Genomic DNA, 16,056 nt, shown 5'->3' on the forward strand with positions numbered 1-16,056 from the left:
TTAGAGCATTTTTTTACTCTTATTATCTCACCCCCTCGTTTCAATACAATTGTACGCTCTTGCTTCAGATTTCACCCACCTGACATTCCTCTCGATCATTACTAGGCTTGCATTCGATCGTTGCTTGTCACCCCTTCAGGGGGAAAACCTGTCATTCCTTCTTGCCAAGCTTGGAACAATTCAAGCTGGTTTGGGTTGAGTTCGTCGGGCTGATACCAATCATCGAATTCAGGATAACGATTCTCGTGAGCTATTTCTGGATGGAAGTACAGCCTTTGTGTAAAACTATCATGCCACCGCAAGCGATTTCGAAAAGCTTTGAGCAAAATTCGGCTTTTTCTCGACCTACCAGTTGGGCGACTCTTGCTTTGGTAGACTGATAAACAGTCCGAGTCGAAATCGTCCCAAATGTCAGATGTGGCGATAGATGTGATGTCGCGCCTTGTTGTGATAACCACGGGCGAGAAAGTTTCCAATGATAACCATTAAACCCACATTCCGCACTTCAACTTTTACGACACATATTAGTCACGAAGACTCGACAGTTTAGCGATACTACCGATCGAAACTCGTCGATTGCCGCGACGTAAAACTAGGCTTTTTTCATACTACTTTTCCGAAGTGCGGAATGTGGGATTAAATCTAGTTGCGAGGAATGAATCTAATGTATCTCGTGCATTTGTTTCACCGCCAGTGAAATATACTTTTTCGACATCCCAAAATTCTCGATATTTACGTTTTAGTTCGTCAAAAGTTAGTTGTGGTAGATCGATCTCTCGATTAGGTATATTTATTGCTAGAGGTGGTTGATATTGTGGTTGTCGTTGATAAGTATAGTATTCATTAAACCATGCTTCGCGCCGCTCGATCGACTGGAGAAAGTTATTTAATCCCAGATGACAATCGAGATTTAACTCTCGATAAAAATCGACGATTGTTTTATCTCGACTAATCCTATATTCTACCTGGACATCGCGGTTAAAGAATAGTTTGGGTCGATCGCCTTGTCCGATTAACTGTCTGGTTAAGTCTTGGATAATGAGAGTTGAATCACCCTCAAATAATGTTAAATGACTACCTAAATCTTGCAAGCTACGATCTAAATCCTCTAAAGACTCAAACAAAAATCTCACTCTAGCTTTACCAATATTAGCCCATGTATAGAACCAAGGATCGATAATAAAGAATGGTAAAACTGGGGTATTATTGACAGATGCCAGCGTGACGATTTCATTATCGGTCGATCGCAAATCCCGACGAAACCAAAGCAGGTGCATAATTTAATCGATGAGAGATTTTATAGTTGCCAATGGTGCCATCTTGCGCTGCTTTCTGTCCAAACCAGCAACCGTAATATTATCTCTATTATAAGGTAGATTTTTAGGCTCCGAGCTGCGATGCGTTACGCACCAGAGTACCAAAAATAAGATCTGGATTCCTCAGTCGATCGGTCAAAGATTACCCTAGCAATTTGAGTTAGACTGATTTAATAAGTCTCATGGACGATAACTGACACTTGACAATGAGGAATATTTTTCCAAGCGACGAACCAGAATTAGAATTAGATCCAATCTCGATCGATCGTCTGACTAGTTATATCGAACAAGCTCTACTACAAACCCCTCAACTGCGGCAGGTATGGGTCAGTGGTGAAGTTTCTAGTGCCAGTCATCATCCCTCAGGCATTTACTTTACGCTCAAAGACAAAGTGGGTAGAGCAGCTCTACCTGCGGTGGTGTGGAAGAGCCAAATTTCTGAATTGGAGACAAAGCCTCAAGTGGGGATGGAAGTACTCGCATTTGGGAAAATTTCTGTGTATGCACCGCATGGTAAATATCAATTTCAGGTACAGCAAGTGCTCGGACTGGGAGAAGGCTTGCAAGCCCTGAAATTGCAACGGCTCAGACAGCGGTTAGCAGTTGAAGGACTGTTCGATCCCCAGCGCAAACGGACTTTACCCATTCAACCACAAACAATCGCGGTAGTCACATCGGCGACGGCGGCGGCGTGGGGTGATATTCAGCGAATGTTACGTTCTCGCTATGCGGGAGTGTTGGTATTATTAGCTCCAGCAACGGTACAGGGGGAAATGGCACCTCATTCGATCGAGCGGGCAATCGAGCGGGTAGTTAGGGATGGTCGCGCTGAGGTGTTGATTTTGGCTAGAGGTGGGGGTGCGACGGAAGATTTGAGTTGTTTTAATAGTGAGGTGGTGGTACGCGCGATTGCTGAATGCCCGATTCCGGTAGTAACTGGGATCGGACACGAACGGGATGAGTCGTTGGCAGATCTAGCCGCAGATGTGAGTACAGCCACCCCAACTACCGCCGCTGCAATTGTTGTTCCCGATCTCGAAGATGTGGTAGCCGAACATCTGGCGCGGATCGATCGATTGCGCGCGACAATGCAGACGATCTCGATCGATCTCCAGTCTCAGTTAAGTCAATTGAGAATGCGGTGCGAACGCATCAAACCCGATCGAACATTAGATCTCGAATTCGATCGCCTCGACCTACTTCAGCAGCGACTTAGAGTGGCGATGAGCGCACGATTGGCAGCCGCTCGACAGCAACAGTTACGACTAGCCCAGCGATCTCAAGCTCTCGATCCGCGCTTGGTATTGCAGCGAGGTTACTCACTCGTGCGGCAACAGGGCGCGATCGTTCGCGATAGTGCTAGCTTAGTTGTGGGAGAGGAGTTGTCAATCGAGTTGGGTCGAGGTCGAGCAAAAGTGAGGATTATCGCAGTCGAGCATGGCAAAAAAGCAGCAGTGGAACTATGAAGTGACGGTCGCACGGATTGAGGAAATCTTGGCGGAGATTGAAGGTGGAGAACTAGAGTTGACTGAAGTATTCAGTCAGTTTGAGGTAGTGGTGGCATCTTTGCAGCAGTGCGAGCATTTTTTGGCAACGCATCGCCAGCAGGTAGAATTATTACTGGAAAATTTAGGTGAGAGCTAGCAGTAAATTTTTTACGATCTTGTCTGGCACTGTTGGTACCCCGATGTAGCCAGACAAGATCGCACACCTGACAATTCACAATCTGGTAGCAAGCTTCGCGCTCGGAGTTTGCAGCTATTATCGCAAATCGATTTTAGCATTCTCGGTCATATTTTCCTGTTCGCCAGTGGTGACTGCTTTGATAAAACCAACAGTTTTGGCAACCCAACTGGCAGGGGCATCCCAATATTCTGCTTTGATTGCATTCACTTTGAGCAGGGCAATATCTGGTTCATCGAGTTCTTTAGGAAACCAGGCTTTGAGTTCTGGCTGCCAAAGTTCCCGAATTTTGGCGGGATCTCTGATTAGTTCGGCGGTTCCAGACACGGAGACATAGCACTGCTTGTCAGGTGCCGAAAAACTCACGTTGACCTGATGATTTTGATTCACTTCAGTCACTTTATGCGAACTAGCGTAGATAAAAAACCACAGGTCGCCGTTTGCTTCCACTTCACCGTTGGCAGACATCGGACGGCTCCGCAGACAGCCATCGTCATCGAGCGTTGTCAACATACAGAAGTTGATATCTTTGATTAGATCGCGTAATTTTTGGAGGGAGCGATCCTCATTTTGTACGTCAACGCGTTTGCTCTGCTCGTCCTGAGCAGCTTTGCTAAGGAGATCGGTTGTATTTTCCATGATGTTTATTCCTTAAATAAAGTCCGCAAAGCGGTGATTTTGGATTGGTGGGTAGCAACTTGGATGAAAAAATCCAAGTTGCTGGGTAGACTTCAGGTTAATTGAGTACTTCTTCCTCTTTGTGAGTCTCAAACACGCAATTCGATTGCGGGTGGGAAATGCAAATTAATACATACCCTTGAGCTATTTGTTCCTCACTCAAATAAGTGCCTTCGGACTGATCTACTGTGCCTTCGTTGGCGTAGCCTCTCCCCTGGAGAATCGTCTTGACGGTACAAGTCGAACACACACCTTGCCGACAGGAGTATGGCAATTCCATTCCTTGCTCTTCGGCAGTTTCTAAAATGTAGCTATCGGCTGGAACTTGAATAGTTTGGTCGATGCCTTGTGCTTTGTTATATAGTCTGACTTGGTAAGAATTTGCCATGAAATTAAGTCTCTAATATTAGATTAGTTGATGCCGATACTTGATGTGAGGGTGTGGGAATTTAGCCCGAAATGGAGGCTGGTTGTCGTAGCAATGCCGCTAATCGATCGAGTGTCATCCCAGTCAAGTCGGGTACGACTAGATCGGCGACGGAAAAGTCTTGGTCTGAGGTCGTGGCTCCAGGTGTGGCAATGGTGAAGATCCCAGCGGTTTTGGCTGCGGCGATGCTAACTGGAGTATCTTCGATGGCAATGACTCGATCGGCTGATAATCCGAGTTGGTTGAGACAGTGGATATAGGCATCTGGTGCGGGTTTGGTGCGCTCTAGCGATTCGATCGAGACGATCGCCGCAAATTTGTCAAATGGCAACAACTCTGCTAGGGCAGCCTTCAAGCCCTCGATATTCGCCATCGCTGTGGATGTACAAAGTGCTACTTGGATGTTGTTGCTCCTGCACATCTCGATCGTTTCGACAACGCCAGGACGCGGACGCAATGGGTATCGATCGAGCATGGCAGCATACAGCTCAGTCTTGGCTTGGTGTAATGTCGCAATTTGTGTGTCGGTGACGCCCATGCGATCGACAGCGGCATCGCGAAAGGCTCGGAGTCGTTGTTGACCGCCATTAATTTTGAGTAAATCGCGATAGAGTTGAGCGTTCCAGTGCCAGTCCAGTCCGGCTGCGGCAAATGCTGCATTAAATGCTTGACGCTGGATGTCAGATGTTTCGGCAATCGTACCGATCGCACCAAAAATTACTGCTTGAAGTTGATGGGACATGGTTTAATTAGTGGATTGTGATAGTGGAAAGTAGCAATCTGTGGCGTTGTGGGAACAAGTAGTCAGCGATCGTCAAAGATTTACTTTGACGATCGCTAAGATCCTAGCATCCAGGTTCTAGTTCATCGCCATACCGAGCTGGAAGAATCGATAAATTATGGCATTAACTAGCAACGGGTGTTGTTGGGCGCGAACCAATCACTTCCCCTTGCAGCGCAAATGCTTCTTTGAGAGCCTTCGCCGCGTCTTCAACTGCTTGTTTTGCTTTAGGTACAGCACCTGCTAAACCAAAGAATTCGTGAGTTACTCCGTCATAGCGTTTGGCAAATACAGGCACACCAGCGTCAAGTAAGCGTCGCGCATAGGCTTCGCCTTCATCCCGCAGTGGATCGAATTCGGCAGTAAGTACCGTAGCAGGCGGTAAGCCACTCAGATCTGTGGCTTGCATTGGTGAAGCATAGGGTTCGCGTCCTTGGGACTCATGTTCTAGGTAGTGGTGCCAAAACCAGGGCATCATGGCGGCGTTCAAGGGTTTGGCATTGGCATTCTCCTGATAGGAGGGGGTATTCATCGCGCTGTCGGTGACTGGATAAATCAGTAATTGAGCGATCGGCATTTGTCCCCCTTCTGCTCGTGCTTTCAAGCAAGCGACGGTTGCTAGATTTGCGCCCGCGCTCTCGCCGCCGACGGCAATCCGTGTAGGATCGCCGTTGATGTTTCCGGCATTTGTCATCACTGATTGCAGTGCCATGTAGGCATCATCAACTGCTGCTGGATATTTGTGTTCTGGTGCTTGGCGATAAGCTACTGAGACAACGACGCACTCAGCCGCATTGCACAACGCCCGACAGGAAGATTCGTAGACATCGAGGTTGGCAATTACCCAGCCGCCGCCATGAAAGTAAACGAGAACTGGAAATGGGCCGTGTCCTTTGGGGGTAAAGACTCGCGCTACGATGTCTCCCGCAGCACCTGGGATGAGGATGTGACTGATTTGACCGACGGGTTCGGGGTTGGGTTTGAGGAGGGCGATCGATCGCATGGCGGCGTTTTCGGCGACCATTTCTTCGACGGCGTTTTTGAATGTGGGGAGGCTGCGGGCGATTTCTGGCGAGGAGTTTTCGATCGGTGGTGCGCCAAATTTGGTGAGTTGGTCGAGGACGGCTTGCATTTGGGAGTCTACTGGCATAATCTTTTCCTGGTGATGGTTTGGGATCTCTTGTGCTCAATTAACGGTAGGCGGACGGGGAACAAAGGCCTGCACAAATCGCCGCCCTCTCAAACTCCCCTGCGTATGTTGGTTGTCTGTAATGAGCGGTGCGTAGGGGTTGTACTGACCTGATGGCTAAGGGGGCTAGGGTTTGGCTGGTGTCTAGTTGAGTGGGTTGGGCACGGTACCCTCCCCTACTCATAGAAAGTATGTTTTTTAGCGGCAATCGACTTAAAGCCTAAAGCCTAAGTCCTAAATCCTCAAGCCTAGAGCGCGTGAGTGTAGTCATCTCGATATTCCAGCAACGCCCAAACTTCGAGTACTGTTGGGGTAAAATTGGCTTTATTTATCTGCCGAACCAGGTTCGCTCATCTGTCGGTGCATTTCGGCTTTGAGAGGATCGGGGAGGATTTTGCTGACGGTACCAGCAACTTTGGTTAGGAGGGATTCCGCGAGGACGCTATCTTTGCCATCCATGAGGGCTTCAAAGCCCATTCTGGCGACTTGCGCGGGGTTATCCTTGTTTTCTTGCTGGCCGACTTTGGTATCTTCTAGCCCTGCACGATCGAAGAAGTTGGTGTCGGTGGCTCCTGGCATTAGGGCTGTGACGGTGACACCGCTATCTTTTAATTCGTTGCGAAGGGCTTGGGAGAAGGAATGAACGAATGATTTGGAGGCGGCGTATACTGCTTGAAATGGCCCTGGCATTTGGGACGCGATCGAGGATGTAAATAAAATCCGTCCCTGGTGACGCGCTACCATATCGGGGACGATGCGCTTTGCCAAGTGGACGGATGAGGCGATATTCAGTTCGATAACGTTGAGTTCGGCTTGGAGATCGGTTTCGATGAATGCGCCGCCAACACCGACTCCAGCATTAATCGCGATCGCGTCAACGGGTTTACCAGTAGCTTGAATCTGCTGGTAGAGGCTTTCCACGCCGTCGTAAGTAGCGAGATCGGCTTGGACGGTTTTGACTTTAGCTCCGAGCTGCTCGAAGGCTTCAGCTACGGTATCGATCTGCTCTCCGGTCGATGTGATGAGGAGGTCGAAGCCATTTTTGGCAAATTGTTTGGCTAGTTCGTAACCGATGCCGCTAGAGGCACCTGTGACAACTGCCAGCGGTCGCGTTGTGCCATCGGGCACGGCATAAGTAGTCATAATTATCTATCTTGACTAAAGTGGTTAGTTGCGGGGTTTTATAGAACCCATTTGGGATTTTTGGAGTAGGAATCAAGCAACAGATCTTGGTGGGGAGGGCGGGTTTGTTCTGATTTTGTAGTAGTGAGCGGAATTTTTTAGCATAAACCCGCCCATACAGGCGATCCATATGGATCGACATTGTGGATGTGTAGGGGCGGCTTGATGCTAGCAACTATCGATTGTACCAATCGAGATCGAACGAAACCGCCCTCCCCGCTACGGCGGTTTGATTCGGAGGTTCTCTCGTTTTGTCGTTTTATTCGGGGGTAACCCCCGAATAAAACGACGCCGAATCAAAAACCGACAAGACAGAAGACCTCAAATGGGTTTTATCTTTACGTAGGGGTTAAAAATATCCGAATTTAATCGGCGGCATCGGTCGGTACTTACGCGCCGAAAAAATTAATTGTTCTCAACACTTTTTTCTAGCTCGTTCGCGCTGCGTTTGGCGACATCTGGATACATTTGACCGAACTCTTTAACGGCATCGGCGGATTGTTCGCCGATACGTTCGATTCTCTCTTCAGGCTTACCTTTGACTTCCCGCGCTTGCTGTTGCCATTCCGCCGTAGTTTTGGGTCGATCGGGATTTTCTTGATGTACTAGCCGATCGAGTTTATCGATCGTTGCTTTGCTGGCACGATCGGGTGCAGGAGTAACATTCAATAAGATCAAACCGATCGCGATGACCGATAAAAATTGCCGTACTTGTAACTGCTTAAACCAGTTACCGATTTGAATCACTGTCTGGGCGAGCTTGTTTAACATTTTTTTGTTCCTCTTTGCTAAATTAAATACTTTTACAAGTTATTTTTTGTCTAATCATCATTAACATTAACTAGATCTATGGCAAAAGTATCTCTACCAAAAGGTGTAGATTGAATAAGTCAAAGAGATAGGTAAAACTTCTGAAGTAAATTAGTCAGCACAGCGATTCGAGCGAAATGTCAGACATAATTAACAAAGAACAGAAGCTATGGCTTCGGGGTTTAAATCACCCACATTTTAGGTGGATTGTTTTTAGGATGGTGTCTGCTTGGTGCGTTTCCATATCCCCAGAAACCACTGGGCGGGTGCCCCGCCCACACAACTGTCAACTGTCAACTGTTTAAGTGCCGATTGGTTCGGTATATCCTTGAATATTTTCCGGCTCAAATTGGCGAAGGATTCGTGTGGCACGATCTACAAGTTCGCCTGTACCTTTGACAATGACTAGATATTTACCTGCATTGAGTCGATTGCGATAGGGTAATGCGTCACCACTCCCGATCGTCAAACCGATTGTCCTGCCAGAAAAATAAGCACCTAAGCCACCAGCAGCAGCTCCGAAAATACCTCCGATAATATGATTTCCAATTGGTACGATCCCAGGGAAGATATCGATCGCCGTCAACCAATTAAAGGCAAAACCAGCGACAAAGCCAAAGCCGAGTAACCAGTACAATTCGCGGTTAATTTCTTGACTAGCTGCGACATTTGGATCGATTAATCCATAGTCATCAGCACTTTGATAACCATTACCTAAAATATTAATACCATCGGATGGCAAGCCTTCTTTTTGTAAAGCAGAATAGGCGGCTTCTGCTTGAGAGCGATCGGGTAAAACGGCAACGAGGTAGTTCATAGAGAAGTAGGGAATGGCTCAAGTGTTGTGAATGGGCTGTCTAATAAACCTGGTTTAAGTACGATCTTGATACAGCTATCTTTCTTGTGTTTGAAGATTTCGTAGCCGTGGGGTGCTTGCTCTAGGGGCATCGTGTGAGTAATCACAAATGAGGGATCGATGTCGCCATTTTGGATATGAGCGAGTAATTTGGGCAGATACTTATGAATGTCGGTTTGTCCGGTTTTCATAGTTAAACCCTTGTTCATAAACGCACCCATCGGGATTTTGTCTACCAACCCAGTGTAAACACCTGGAACCGAGACTGTACCGCCTTTGCGACAAGCTACAATTGCTTGGCGGAGGACATTAGGACGATCGGTTTCGAGCTTGACGGCTTGCATCGCCTTATCATAAAAACCTTCCAGCCCCATGCCGTGGGCTTCCATCCCGACTGCATCCATCACCGCATCTGGCCCCCGTCCGCCCGTCATTTCTTTCAAAGCTTCCCCGACCTCAATTTCTTCATAATTGAGGATTTCAGCCCCACTGAGCTTCGCCATTTGGAGTCGTTCTGGGACGCGATCGATCGCAATTACCCGCTCTGCGCCCAGCATCAAGGCACTCCGAATCGCAAATTGTCCGACGGGGCCACAACCCCAAATCGCTACGGTATCCCCTGGCTGAAGATCGCAGTTTTCGGCTGCCATATAGCCAGTGGGGAAGATATCAGTCAGAAATAGCACCTGTTCGTCAGTCAGTCCGTCGGGGATCTTGAACAAACCCACGTCAGCGAAGGGAACGCGAGCATATTCTGCTTGTCCGCCAGCATAGCCGCCAGTCAGATGAGAGTAGCCAAATAAACCCGATGGCGAATACCCCATCAGTTGTTCGACTCCCCAGGGACTAGGATTAGAGTTATCACACTGTGACGTTAACTGCCGATTGCAGAAAAAACATGAGCCACACGCGATCGTAAATGGGACGACGACTCGATCGCCAATTTTGACGTTGGTAACTTTGCGACCTAATTCTACGACCTCGCCCATAAATTCATGCCCGATGATATCCCCCTTTTGCATTGTGGGATTCAAGCCGTTATATAAGTGCAGATCTGAGCCACAAATCGCTGTGCTAGTAATTTTGACGATCGCATCACGCGGATTGATAATCTTTGGATCTGGTACTGTTTCGACCTCGACTTTATTGGTTCCTTGCCAGCATACTGCTCTCATGATGGTAAATGGTGAATGGTGGATGGTGGATAGTGAATAGTGGATGGTGGATGGTGGAGTAATTAGCGATCGTAGTGTTACCCCCCCAAACCCGCCTCATAAAGGGGGTGGAAAATCCCCTCCTCGGAGCGACGTTTTTATTCGGGGGTTCCCCCCGAATAAAAAAACGTCAAGACGGGGGTGCCCGTAGGGTGGGGTGGGTAGATCTCCGCAGCAACTCAAATCCTAACTCTGTCGTCCAGAAGATGAAGATTCCGTGGTTAGTAAGCGATTGTGGGGTAAAGATCTCCGCAGCAACTCAACTCCTAACTCCGTCGTCCAGAAGATTGACCTTCAATAGTGGCGAATTCGCCTGCTTCCATCAGCATTTTGAAGCGGCGTAAATCTTCGCCGATTTGCTGTTCGGGATTTTCGCCAAATACCTTAGCGATCGCCGCAGTCAGACCGCCACCAGGGGGGCTGTACTCCATGACTACCTTTACTTCTGTCCCGCGTCCTGGGGGTGCGGATTGGAACCGGACAAAGCCAGAATTCGATACATCTGCACCTTCTACAGATGCCCAAGTAATTAATTGATTTGGTCGATCGGTAATGATGTCGGCATCCCACTCGACGCTAGCACCCAGCGGTGCGTTGGCGACCCAATGCGATCGGGTATCACTGATGACAGTCACCGATTTCAGATGCTTCATGAAGGTGGGCAAGTTGCCAAAATCGTGCCAGAAGGTATATAACTCTTCAGGTGACTTGTTTTGGATCGTCACAGTTTTTTCGACCCGAATCGGCTTGTCCAGTCCTGTTGCTTCAGTGACTGCCTCAGCCAAACTTTTTTGTCCTGCGGCACCGTGGTAGGCTAAAGTGCCACCCGCGATCGCCATCAGTGCACCTCGCAAAGAACGTTGACTCAATCCCGTCAATACCAGTGCGCCTCCTGTAATCAAAGATCCCCACCGTTCGGTATCTCCAACATTTTCAGGCGATTTATTACTACTCGTCGATTTTATTTCCATCTCAATTACCTCCTAATTAATTAATCATTGAAACTGTCACTTCGATTTTGAATTCAATCCAAAATCCAAAATCCAAAATTTCTTCAATCGACTATTCCTTCAGAATATTGGCAGCGATCAGAGCTAATGCGCCCAAACCAGCAGCAGTGCCCCATTTAACTGCCGGATGGAAGTCGAACCAATCCAAGAAACTAGGGATAGTCTTATCCGTAAAATCTCCCGTCGTCGTGTTGTATCCTTCGATCGGTTCAAAAAGATTATTGGGATCGTCTGTGGCTTTGATCCGCTCGGTGCGTTGTCCTGGAACGGCGATGGCACCCACAAGGGTATCAGTCAAATCTGGTACGATCTTTTGTAACAAGTCAATTACCCGTCCCACATCACCTACAATCATGTCGCGGGTGGGATTTTCGGCAGCATGTAAGATGGCTTCAGCGACTAGACTGGGCTGATAGTAAGGTGGGATTCCGGTTGGCATCACGCCCAGTTTTGTCCGCGCTTTATTATAAAACGGGGTATTGATTACCGAGGGCAAGATATTGGTAATACTAATTGGAAACCCTTCTTGCTTTAGTTCCGATCGCAGTGAATCAAGAAAGCCTTCCATCCCATGTTTTGAGGCTGAGTAAGCCGATTGCAATGGCATCGAGCGACGTGCTTCCACAGAAGAAACAGCGATAAATGCGCCGCGTCCCGTCTGTCTGAGGTGAGGCATCGCCACCATCGCGCCATAAACCGATCCCATCAAATTCACGTCGATTACCCGCTTGAACTCTTCCGGCGTGACTTGCTCGAAGGGAGCAATAATCGCAGTTGCTGCCGCATGTACCCAAGTGTCCAACCGTCCGTAACGATCGACAGTTTTATCAACAATGCTCTTTACCTGTTCAAATTCCGCTACATCGGCAGGAATCGCGATCGCCTCTCCCCCCAGTGCGGTGATTTCCTCAACTAATGATGCCAACCCTGACTCAGTACGGGCAGAAACTACTACTTTGGCGTTGCGCTTGGCAAACTGGAGCGCGGTTTCTCGCCCAATTCCACTGGAGGCTCCAACGATGGCAACAACTTGTTGTTCGATCGGTTTGAGTTTCATTTGCAGTTAGTTAGACTTTGCTATTTTGGTATCCTAACAATGCAAATGCTGAGTGTCTTCTCTCTCAAGAGGGAGATTACCTGTCTATCTTTTGGTAGATTGAATTCCGATCTAGTTTTGCTATTACTAAAGTTACATGTCAAAAAGTTTGTTGATTTCTACATTTGACAAATTAACCTCTACCATAAACAAAACATGGCACAAAATCCACCAGATCTAGGTAATCAGGCATTGAGTAAAGTCGTAGAGATTGGTATTGCTACTCAGTTAGACCACTCCGAACAGATCGATGTTGATATTCGTACCAATCCTGGTAATTTTATCCAAGGAAAAGTAGATTCTGTCGAAATCTCTGGTAAGGGATTGGTAGTCAAGCAAGATTTACGGGTAGAAACCATTACCATCAGCACCGATGAGGTATCAATTAATCCCCTCAGTGCTGTTTTTGGCAACATCGAACTCACTCATCCTACCGATGCCGAAGCCCGAATCGTATTGACTGAAGCCGATATCAATCATGCTTTTTGTTGTGACTATGTTCAAACAAAGTTACGTGGTTTGAAGATGGATATGGATGGGCATCCAGTCACGATCGACGTGCAACAAGCCACATTAGATCTCCCAGGTCAGAACAAATTTGTCATCGCTGCAACTTTTTTGATGAGAGAGCAAAATGAAGTGAAAAGTTTTTCAGCAACTGCGATTCCCCAAATCCATGAAAATGGAAATAGGATATCTTTAGAGATTTTAGCCGCTGAAGGTCAAGGTCTAACTCTAAAACTGATTATGGTAATTTTTGAGCAACTCTCAGCTTTATTAGATCTGCGAAATTTCGATTTTCCAGGTATAACACTCCAATTGGATCGATTAGAAGCTCAACAAGGCAGATTAGTAATTCATGCCAAAACTCAAATCGCTCAATTACCTTCCATCTAAATTTTAATAATTAACCTTTAGGAGTACAAACCATGACCGAATATCCCAGTGTTCCCCCATTCATCGAAAGCAACGATCGCGAGTACCATGATAGCGGCGTCCAGAGTACAGTCGCGATCGCCGGACATCCGCTCCATCCCCTGCTCGTCACATTTCCGATCGCCTTCCTCTCCGCTGCTGCTGGGGCAGATCTGGGGTATTGGCTCACCCACGATCCGTTTTGGGCGCGGGCGGCGATCTGGCTGATTGGCGCGGGCTTTATTTCGGGGCTGGTTGCCGCTGCGGTGGGGATGTCGGACTTTTTGAGGATCGATCGCGTCCGCAAGCGCAGCGCAGGCTGGATTCACATGACTGGCAATATTACCGCAATGGTGCTGACATTAATTAACTGGGCGTTGCGCTGGAATAATGTGGAGGGGGCGATTTTACCGTGGGGCTTGATTATTTCCACGATCGTCGCGTCACTCCTAGCCATCGGCGGTTGGTTCGGAGCCGAACTGATTTATCGCCACAAAGTTGCAGTAATCGGCGATAGTAGCCGCTACGAACCCTAATAAAATCCCCTCCTCGGAGAGGTGCCCGTAGGGTGGGGTGGAAAATCCCCTCCCCGTAGGGTGGGGTGGGTAGATCTGTGCAGCAACTCCAACAATGAACAAATTCGACTATACACTCGACTTTAAAACGATCGATTTTCGTCAGCAGCCCGAACTCTATCGCGTTGGTAAGGGCGAACAAGGCGTATTACTTGTAGAACCCTATAAAAGCGAAATCTTACCCCATTGGAAATTTAGAACGCCAGATATTGCTCGTCAATCTGCACGCGAGATTTATGCCCTGTTCCTTGAATATAAGGAGCAGGGTGATTTTGTGGGGATGGATATGGCGCGGAAGTTTTTGCAGATGGGCTACACTCGATCGCGTCGGTATGCCAATCATAAATCGGGGCGTAAATATGCTAAGGATTCTAAAGTTATCCTCCCAAATCAGGAAGATCCAATTAAGGCTGAATCCGCCAAAATATTCTATGAAATGTGGCAATTAGCCAAGTCAGATCCAGAGTATGTTGTCATGCTCGATCGACATACAAAGTAGCAAGTTATCGAAAATAACGGTAGCCAATAAAAGTAGTGGGACGACACGACTAAAACTGTGGGCATTCAGAACTCTGGAAAATACAATTAGTAATCTGTTTGGCGATCGCTTTACCCACATATTTAGTCGTGTCGAGCCACTACGATTTTACTTAAAGATTTTACAACGCTATGAAGTCGCTCGATTTGAACTAGCAGTAACAGTAGGAACCTTACCAAATCGCTCGATGACAGATACCATTAAAGCGATTAAGACAATTACACCTAGATCTCGACGAAAGTAAGTAGCACCTTGGGTGATTTCGAGAAATGACCAGTAGAGGAGCGAACCAAAAGCTAATACATCTAAAGCAATTTTAGCTTGACCTGTTTTAAAGACTAACTTGAGTAAAGTAGCTCCAATCCAAACCAAAATCGGTATATTAGGAGCTTGAGCGACGATAATCTCACCAGTGTTATCTCGAAACAATCGATCGAATAGATTATTCATGGTTATAAACTAAATAAATTAAATAATTGATGATTGATAGTAAAGCGGGCATTACCTACGAGCGATTATATAGCCATATAAATCGCTAAATCCTCGAAGCAATCAAGCCGATAAGTACGACTACACCTAATCCTTTCCGAAAGTAGTTAACTCCTTGGAATATTTCTAGGAAAGACCAGATTGTCAAAGCTCCAACAGCTACAAAATCTAATCCGGTGTAGAGATTACCTTTTGAAAAAACCAACTTGAGGATACTCGCTGTAAACCAAATAATAATCGGTAAATTTGGTGGTTGAATAATGACAAAATTGCCTTTATCGTCTCTAAAAATTGCATCCAAAAACGTGTTATTCATGATTTAACCAAGATCCGAATTACTTAGAGATGTTTAGGCAACAAAAGTCCATTCGATCGAGCTTATTGGCGCATGTTTGAGGGATTCAACTAATTCTTCATCGCTCTCGAACTTCATCTGTGTCAAATGCGAGGCATCGACGCGGACGGTAAATTTTTCATCCTTAAATGGCCAAGGCTTGACAGTCAGAGTTTTATCACCACGTTGGATGATGTCATGCTGTTCGCCTGTCGGCCCTTTGGCAATTTCGAGCCAGCGTTCGCCATCAGGAATCTGCTGTTGACACAAGATCAGCGATAACCTGTCGCAGCACTGCATCTTGGCATAAATTTTTTGGGCATCAGCCTCACTAATCCCCAGACTTTCGCGCCAGGTTTGGCGTAGCTCGATTTGCTTGCCCAAAAACTCATCGAGTTCGGGCATCTCGCCCCGCTTACCTTCACTCAAAAAACTCATGTGCATCGACACTAGTAAAGCTACCCACCGCCCCCGATACAGTGCATTTTCAATGTGCTCGTAGAGAGGAGCTACCGAAAAATCCTCACCCCCAAGTGTAAAGTCCAGTGGGGCACCTGCTTTGGTGAGGTGGTCGCCTTGCCATTCGCGCTCTAAATCATCATGATGGGCGATCGCGGCGATCGTATCGACCAACTGAGCTGTATCATCAGGTGTGTGCCAATACCCCGCGATTTGGGCAGCTAGTAACGCATGAGCGCGATGATAAATAATTTCCCAGCCGTCATCAGTTAGGTTCACTATCATGAAAATCGATCGTAAATTGCTCAACTAGTTATTGATACTTGGTGAAAACTTTCTGCGCTATTGTTCTGACTTCGGCGAAGATCTACCCACCCCACCCTACGGGCACCCCTGTCTTGTAAAGGTGCTCCACTTGGGGAAACAAGCGACGTTTTGGGGGGAAGCTTCCCCCCAAAAGCTCGCGCCCCAAGACCGCACTTTCCGCTCCCAAGAGGGGATTTT

General features: G+C 47.3%; 20 protein-coding genes. 5 read left to right on the forward strand and 15 right to left on the reverse strand.

Features of this window, described 5'->3' with window-relative positions; translation table 11 throughout:
• Positions 1 to 101 precede the first annotated feature (101 nt).
• A complete protein-coding gene (locus tag ACEW9J_RS12270) occupies positions 102 to 326 on the reverse strand; it encodes an FAD-binding domain-containing protein (RefSeq protein ID WP_373545404.1) in 225 nt (74 codons plus the stop codon).
• A 282-nt stretch (positions 327 to 608) separates the two neighbouring features.
• The gene (locus tag ACEW9J_RS12275) at positions 609 to 1,277 is read right to left on the reverse strand and encodes a deoxyribodipyrimidine photo-lyase (RefSeq protein WP_373545405.1); all 669 of its coding nucleotides are present in this window, start codon (positions 1,275 to 1,277) and stop codon (positions 609 to 611) included.
• Positions 1,278 to 1,522: 245 nt separating this feature from the next.
• On the opposite strand from ACEW9J_RS12275, the gene xseA reads away from it, so the two are divergent.
• Positions 1,523 to 2,782 carry an exodeoxyribonuclease VII large subunit gene (xseA, locus tag ACEW9J_RS12280; RefSeq protein ID WP_373545406.1) on the forward strand — a complete coding sequence of 420 codons (1,260 nt, stop codon included), beginning with the start codon at positions 1,523 to 1,525 and terminating at the stop codon, positions 2,780 to 2,782.
• The gene (xseB, locus tag ACEW9J_RS12285; RefSeq protein WP_373545407.1) at positions 2,754 to 2,960 is read left to right on the forward strand and encodes an exodeoxyribonuclease VII small subunit; all 207 of its coding nucleotides are present in this window, start codon (positions 2,754 to 2,756) and stop codon (positions 2,958 to 2,960) included. The genes xseA and xseB overlap by 29 nt, the downstream gene beginning before the upstream one ends.
• 117 nt (positions 2,961 to 3,077) lie before the next feature.
• Here xseB and ACEW9J_RS12290 read toward each other — a convergent pair whose 3' ends face one another.
• The 10 genes from ACEW9J_RS12290 to ACEW9J_RS12335 form a co-directional block, all read right to left on the reverse strand.
• Positions 3,078 to 3,638, reverse strand: coding sequence for a pyridoxamine 5'-phosphate oxidase family protein (locus tag ACEW9J_RS12290; protein WP_373545408.1), 561 nt, complete (start codon positions 3,636 to 3,638; stop codon positions 3,078 to 3,080).
• A 97-nt stretch (positions 3,639 to 3,735) separates the two neighbouring features.
• Positions 3,736 to 4,065 carry a 2Fe-2S iron-sulfur cluster-binding protein gene (locus ACEW9J_RS12295; protein ID WP_373545409.1) on the reverse strand — a complete coding sequence of 110 codons (330 nt, stop codon included), beginning with the start codon at positions 4,063 to 4,065 and terminating at the stop codon, positions 3,736 to 3,738.
• Between the two features lie 61 nt (positions 4,066 to 4,126).
• Positions 4,127 to 4,846, reverse strand: coding sequence for an HAD family hydrolase (locus ACEW9J_RS12300; protein WP_373545410.1), 720 nt, complete (start codon positions 4,844 to 4,846; stop codon positions 4,127 to 4,129).
• Positions 4,847 to 5,009: 163 nt separating this feature from the next.
• Positions 5,010 to 6,035 (reverse strand): alpha/beta hydrolase, encoded by a 1,026-nt coding sequence (locus ACEW9J_RS12305; protein ID WP_373545411.1) that lies wholly within the window; start codon positions 6,033 to 6,035, stop codon positions 5,010 to 5,012.
• 363 nt (positions 6,036 to 6,398) lie between these two features.
• The gene (locus ACEW9J_RS12310; RefSeq protein ID WP_373545412.1) at positions 6,399 to 7,217 is read right to left on the reverse strand and encodes an SDR family NAD(P)-dependent oxidoreductase; all 819 of its coding nucleotides are present in this window, start codon (positions 7,215 to 7,217) and stop codon (positions 6,399 to 6,401) included.
• Positions 7,218 to 7,661: 444 nt separating this feature from the next.
• Positions 7,662 to 8,027: a hypothetical protein gene (locus ACEW9J_RS12315; RefSeq protein ID WP_373545413.1), complete on the reverse strand. Its 366-nt coding sequence runs from the start codon at positions 8,025 to 8,027 to the stop codon at positions 7,662 to 7,664.
• A gap of 340 nt (positions 8,028 to 8,367) precedes the next feature.
• On the reverse strand, positions 8,368 to 8,883 hold the full coding sequence (locus ACEW9J_RS12320; protein WP_373545414.1) for a hypothetical protein: 516 nt from the start codon (positions 8,881 to 8,883) through the stop codon (positions 8,368 to 8,370).
• A complete protein-coding gene (locus ACEW9J_RS12325; RefSeq protein ID WP_373545415.1) occupies positions 8,880 to 10,097 on the reverse strand; it encodes a zinc-dependent alcohol dehydrogenase in 1,218 nt (405 codons plus the stop codon). Before ACEW9J_RS12325 ends, ACEW9J_RS12320 begins: the two co-directional genes overlap by 4 nt.
• 305 nt (positions 10,098 to 10,402) lie before the next feature.
• On the reverse strand, positions 10,403 to 11,107 hold the full coding sequence (locus ACEW9J_RS12330; RefSeq protein WP_373545416.1) for an SRPBCC family protein: 705 nt from the start codon (positions 11,105 to 11,107) through the stop codon (positions 10,403 to 10,405).
• Between the two features lie 91 nt (positions 11,108 to 11,198).
• Entirely contained in the window at positions 11,199 to 12,203 is a 1,005-nt protein-coding gene (locus ACEW9J_RS12335) for an SDR family oxidoreductase (protein WP_373545417.1), read from the reverse strand.
• Between the two features lie 195 nt (positions 12,204 to 12,398).
• On the opposite strand from ACEW9J_RS12335, the gene ACEW9J_RS12340 reads away from it, so the two are divergent.
• From ACEW9J_RS12340 to ACEW9J_RS12350, 3 genes are all read left to right on the forward strand, one after another.
• Positions 12,399 to 13,139 (forward strand): DUF2993 domain-containing protein, encoded by a 741-nt coding sequence (locus tag ACEW9J_RS12340; RefSeq protein ID WP_373545418.1) that lies wholly within the window; start codon positions 12,399 to 12,401, stop codon positions 13,137 to 13,139.
• 32 nt (positions 13,140 to 13,171) lie between these two features.
• The gene (locus tag ACEW9J_RS12345; protein ID WP_373545419.1) at positions 13,172 to 13,693 is read left to right on the forward strand and encodes a DUF2231 domain-containing protein; all 522 of its coding nucleotides are present in this window, start codon (positions 13,172 to 13,174) and stop codon (positions 13,691 to 13,693) included.
• A gap of 94 nt (positions 13,694 to 13,787) precedes the next feature.
• Positions 13,788 to 14,231, forward strand: a complete 444-nt coding sequence (locus ACEW9J_RS12350) for a DUF4385 domain-containing protein (RefSeq protein WP_373545420.1) — start codon at positions 13,788 to 13,790, stop codon at positions 14,229 to 14,231.
• 168 nt (positions 14,232 to 14,399) lie between these two features.
• Here the strand turns inward: ACEW9J_RS12350 and ACEW9J_RS12355 are convergent, their stop codons facing one another.
• From ACEW9J_RS12355 to ACEW9J_RS12365, 3 genes are all read right to left on the reverse strand, one after another.
• The gene (locus ACEW9J_RS12355; protein ID WP_373545421.1) at positions 14,400 to 14,720 is read right to left on the reverse strand and encodes a hypothetical protein; all 321 of its coding nucleotides are present in this window, start codon (positions 14,718 to 14,720) and stop codon (positions 14,400 to 14,402) included.
• An 85-nt stretch (positions 14,721 to 14,805) separates the two neighbouring features.
• Complete coding sequence (locus ACEW9J_RS12360; protein WP_373545422.1) at positions 14,806 to 15,075, reverse strand: hypothetical protein; 270 nt, start codon at positions 15,073 to 15,075, stop codon at positions 14,806 to 14,808.
• 33 nt (positions 15,076 to 15,108) lie between these two features.
• Positions 15,109 to 15,837, reverse strand: a complete 729-nt coding sequence (locus ACEW9J_RS12365) for a DUF3891 family protein (protein ID WP_373545423.1) — start codon at positions 15,835 to 15,837, stop codon at positions 15,109 to 15,111.
• Between the last annotated feature and the right edge of the window lie 219 nt (positions 15,838 to 16,056).

It is taken from the genome of Chamaesiphon sp. (genome assembly GCF_041737865.1).
GTDB lineage: Bacteria > Cyanobacteriota > Cyanobacteriia > Cyanobacteriales > Chamaesiphonaceae > Chamaesiphon.

What these genes read in the sequence shown, in the direction of transcription:
- ACEW9J_RS12275 (WP_373545405.1), bottom strand. Translation starts at nt 1,277, where the DNA reads ATGCACCTGCTTTGGTTTCGTCGGGATTTGCGATCGACCGATAATGAA.
- xseA (WP_373545406.1), top strand. Translation starts at nt 1,523, where the DNA reads ATGAGGAATATTTTTCCAAGCGACGAACCAGAATTAGAATTAGATCCA.
- xseB (WP_373545407.1), top strand. Translation starts at nt 2,754, where the DNA reads ATGGCAAAAAAGCAGCAGTGGAACTATGAAGTGACGGTCGCACGGATT.
- ACEW9J_RS12290 (WP_373545408.1), bottom strand. Translation starts at nt 3,638, where the DNA reads ATGGAAAATACAACCGATCTCCTTAGCAAAGCTGCTCAGGACGAGCAG.
- ACEW9J_RS12295 (WP_373545409.1), bottom strand. Translation starts at nt 4,065, where the DNA reads ATGGCAAATTCTTACCAAGTCAGACTATATAACAAAGCACAAGGCATC.
- ACEW9J_RS12300 (WP_373545410.1), bottom strand. Translation starts at nt 4,846, where the DNA reads ATGTCCCATCAACTTCAAGCAGTAATTTTTGGTGCGATCGGTACGATT.
- ACEW9J_RS12305 (WP_373545411.1), bottom strand. Translation starts at nt 6,035, where the DNA reads ATGCCAGTAGACTCCCAAATGCAAGCCGTCCTCGACCAACTCACCAAA.
- ACEW9J_RS12310 (WP_373545412.1), bottom strand. Translation starts at nt 7,217, where the DNA reads ATGACTACTTATGCCGTGCCCGATGGCACAACGCGACCGCTGGCAGTT.
- ACEW9J_RS12315 (WP_373545413.1), bottom strand. Translation starts at nt 8,027, where the DNA reads ATGTTAAACAAGCTCGCCCAGACAGTGATTCAAATCGGTAACTGGTTT.
- ACEW9J_RS12320 (WP_373545414.1), bottom strand. Translation starts at nt 8,883, where the DNA reads ATGAACTACCTCGTTGCCGTTTTACCCGATCGCTCTCAAGCAGAAGCC.
- ACEW9J_RS12325 (WP_373545415.1), bottom strand. Translation starts at nt 10,097, where the DNA reads ATGAGAGCAGTATGCTGGCAAGGAACCAATAAAGTCGAGGTCGAAACA.
- ACEW9J_RS12330 (WP_373545416.1), bottom strand. Translation starts at nt 11,107, where the DNA reads ATGGAAATAAAATCGACGAGTAGTAATAAATCGCCTGAAAATGTTGGA.
- ACEW9J_RS12335 (WP_373545417.1), bottom strand. Translation starts at nt 12,203, where the DNA reads ATGAAACTCAAACCGATCGAACAACAAGTTGTTGCCATCGTTGGAGCC.
- ACEW9J_RS12340 (WP_373545418.1), top strand. Translation starts at nt 12,399, where the DNA reads ATGGCACAAAATCCACCAGATCTAGGTAATCAGGCATTGAGTAAAGTC.
- ACEW9J_RS12345 (WP_373545419.1), top strand. Translation starts at nt 13,172, where the DNA reads ATGACCGAATATCCCAGTGTTCCCCCATTCATCGAAAGCAACGATCGC.
- ACEW9J_RS12350 (WP_373545420.1), top strand. Translation starts at nt 13,788, where the DNA reads ATGAACAAATTCGACTATACACTCGACTTTAAAACGATCGATTTTCGT.
- ACEW9J_RS12355 (WP_373545421.1), bottom strand. Translation starts at nt 14,720, where the DNA reads ATGAATAATCTATTCGATCGATTGTTTCGAGATAACACTGGTGAGATT.
- ACEW9J_RS12360 (WP_373545422.1), bottom strand. Translation starts at nt 15,075, where the DNA reads ATGAATAACACGTTTTTGGATGCAATTTTTAGAGACGATAAAGGCAAT.
- ACEW9J_RS12365 (WP_373545423.1), bottom strand. Translation starts at nt 15,837, where the DNA reads ATGATAGTGAACCTAACTGATGACGGCTGGGAAATTATTTATCATCGC.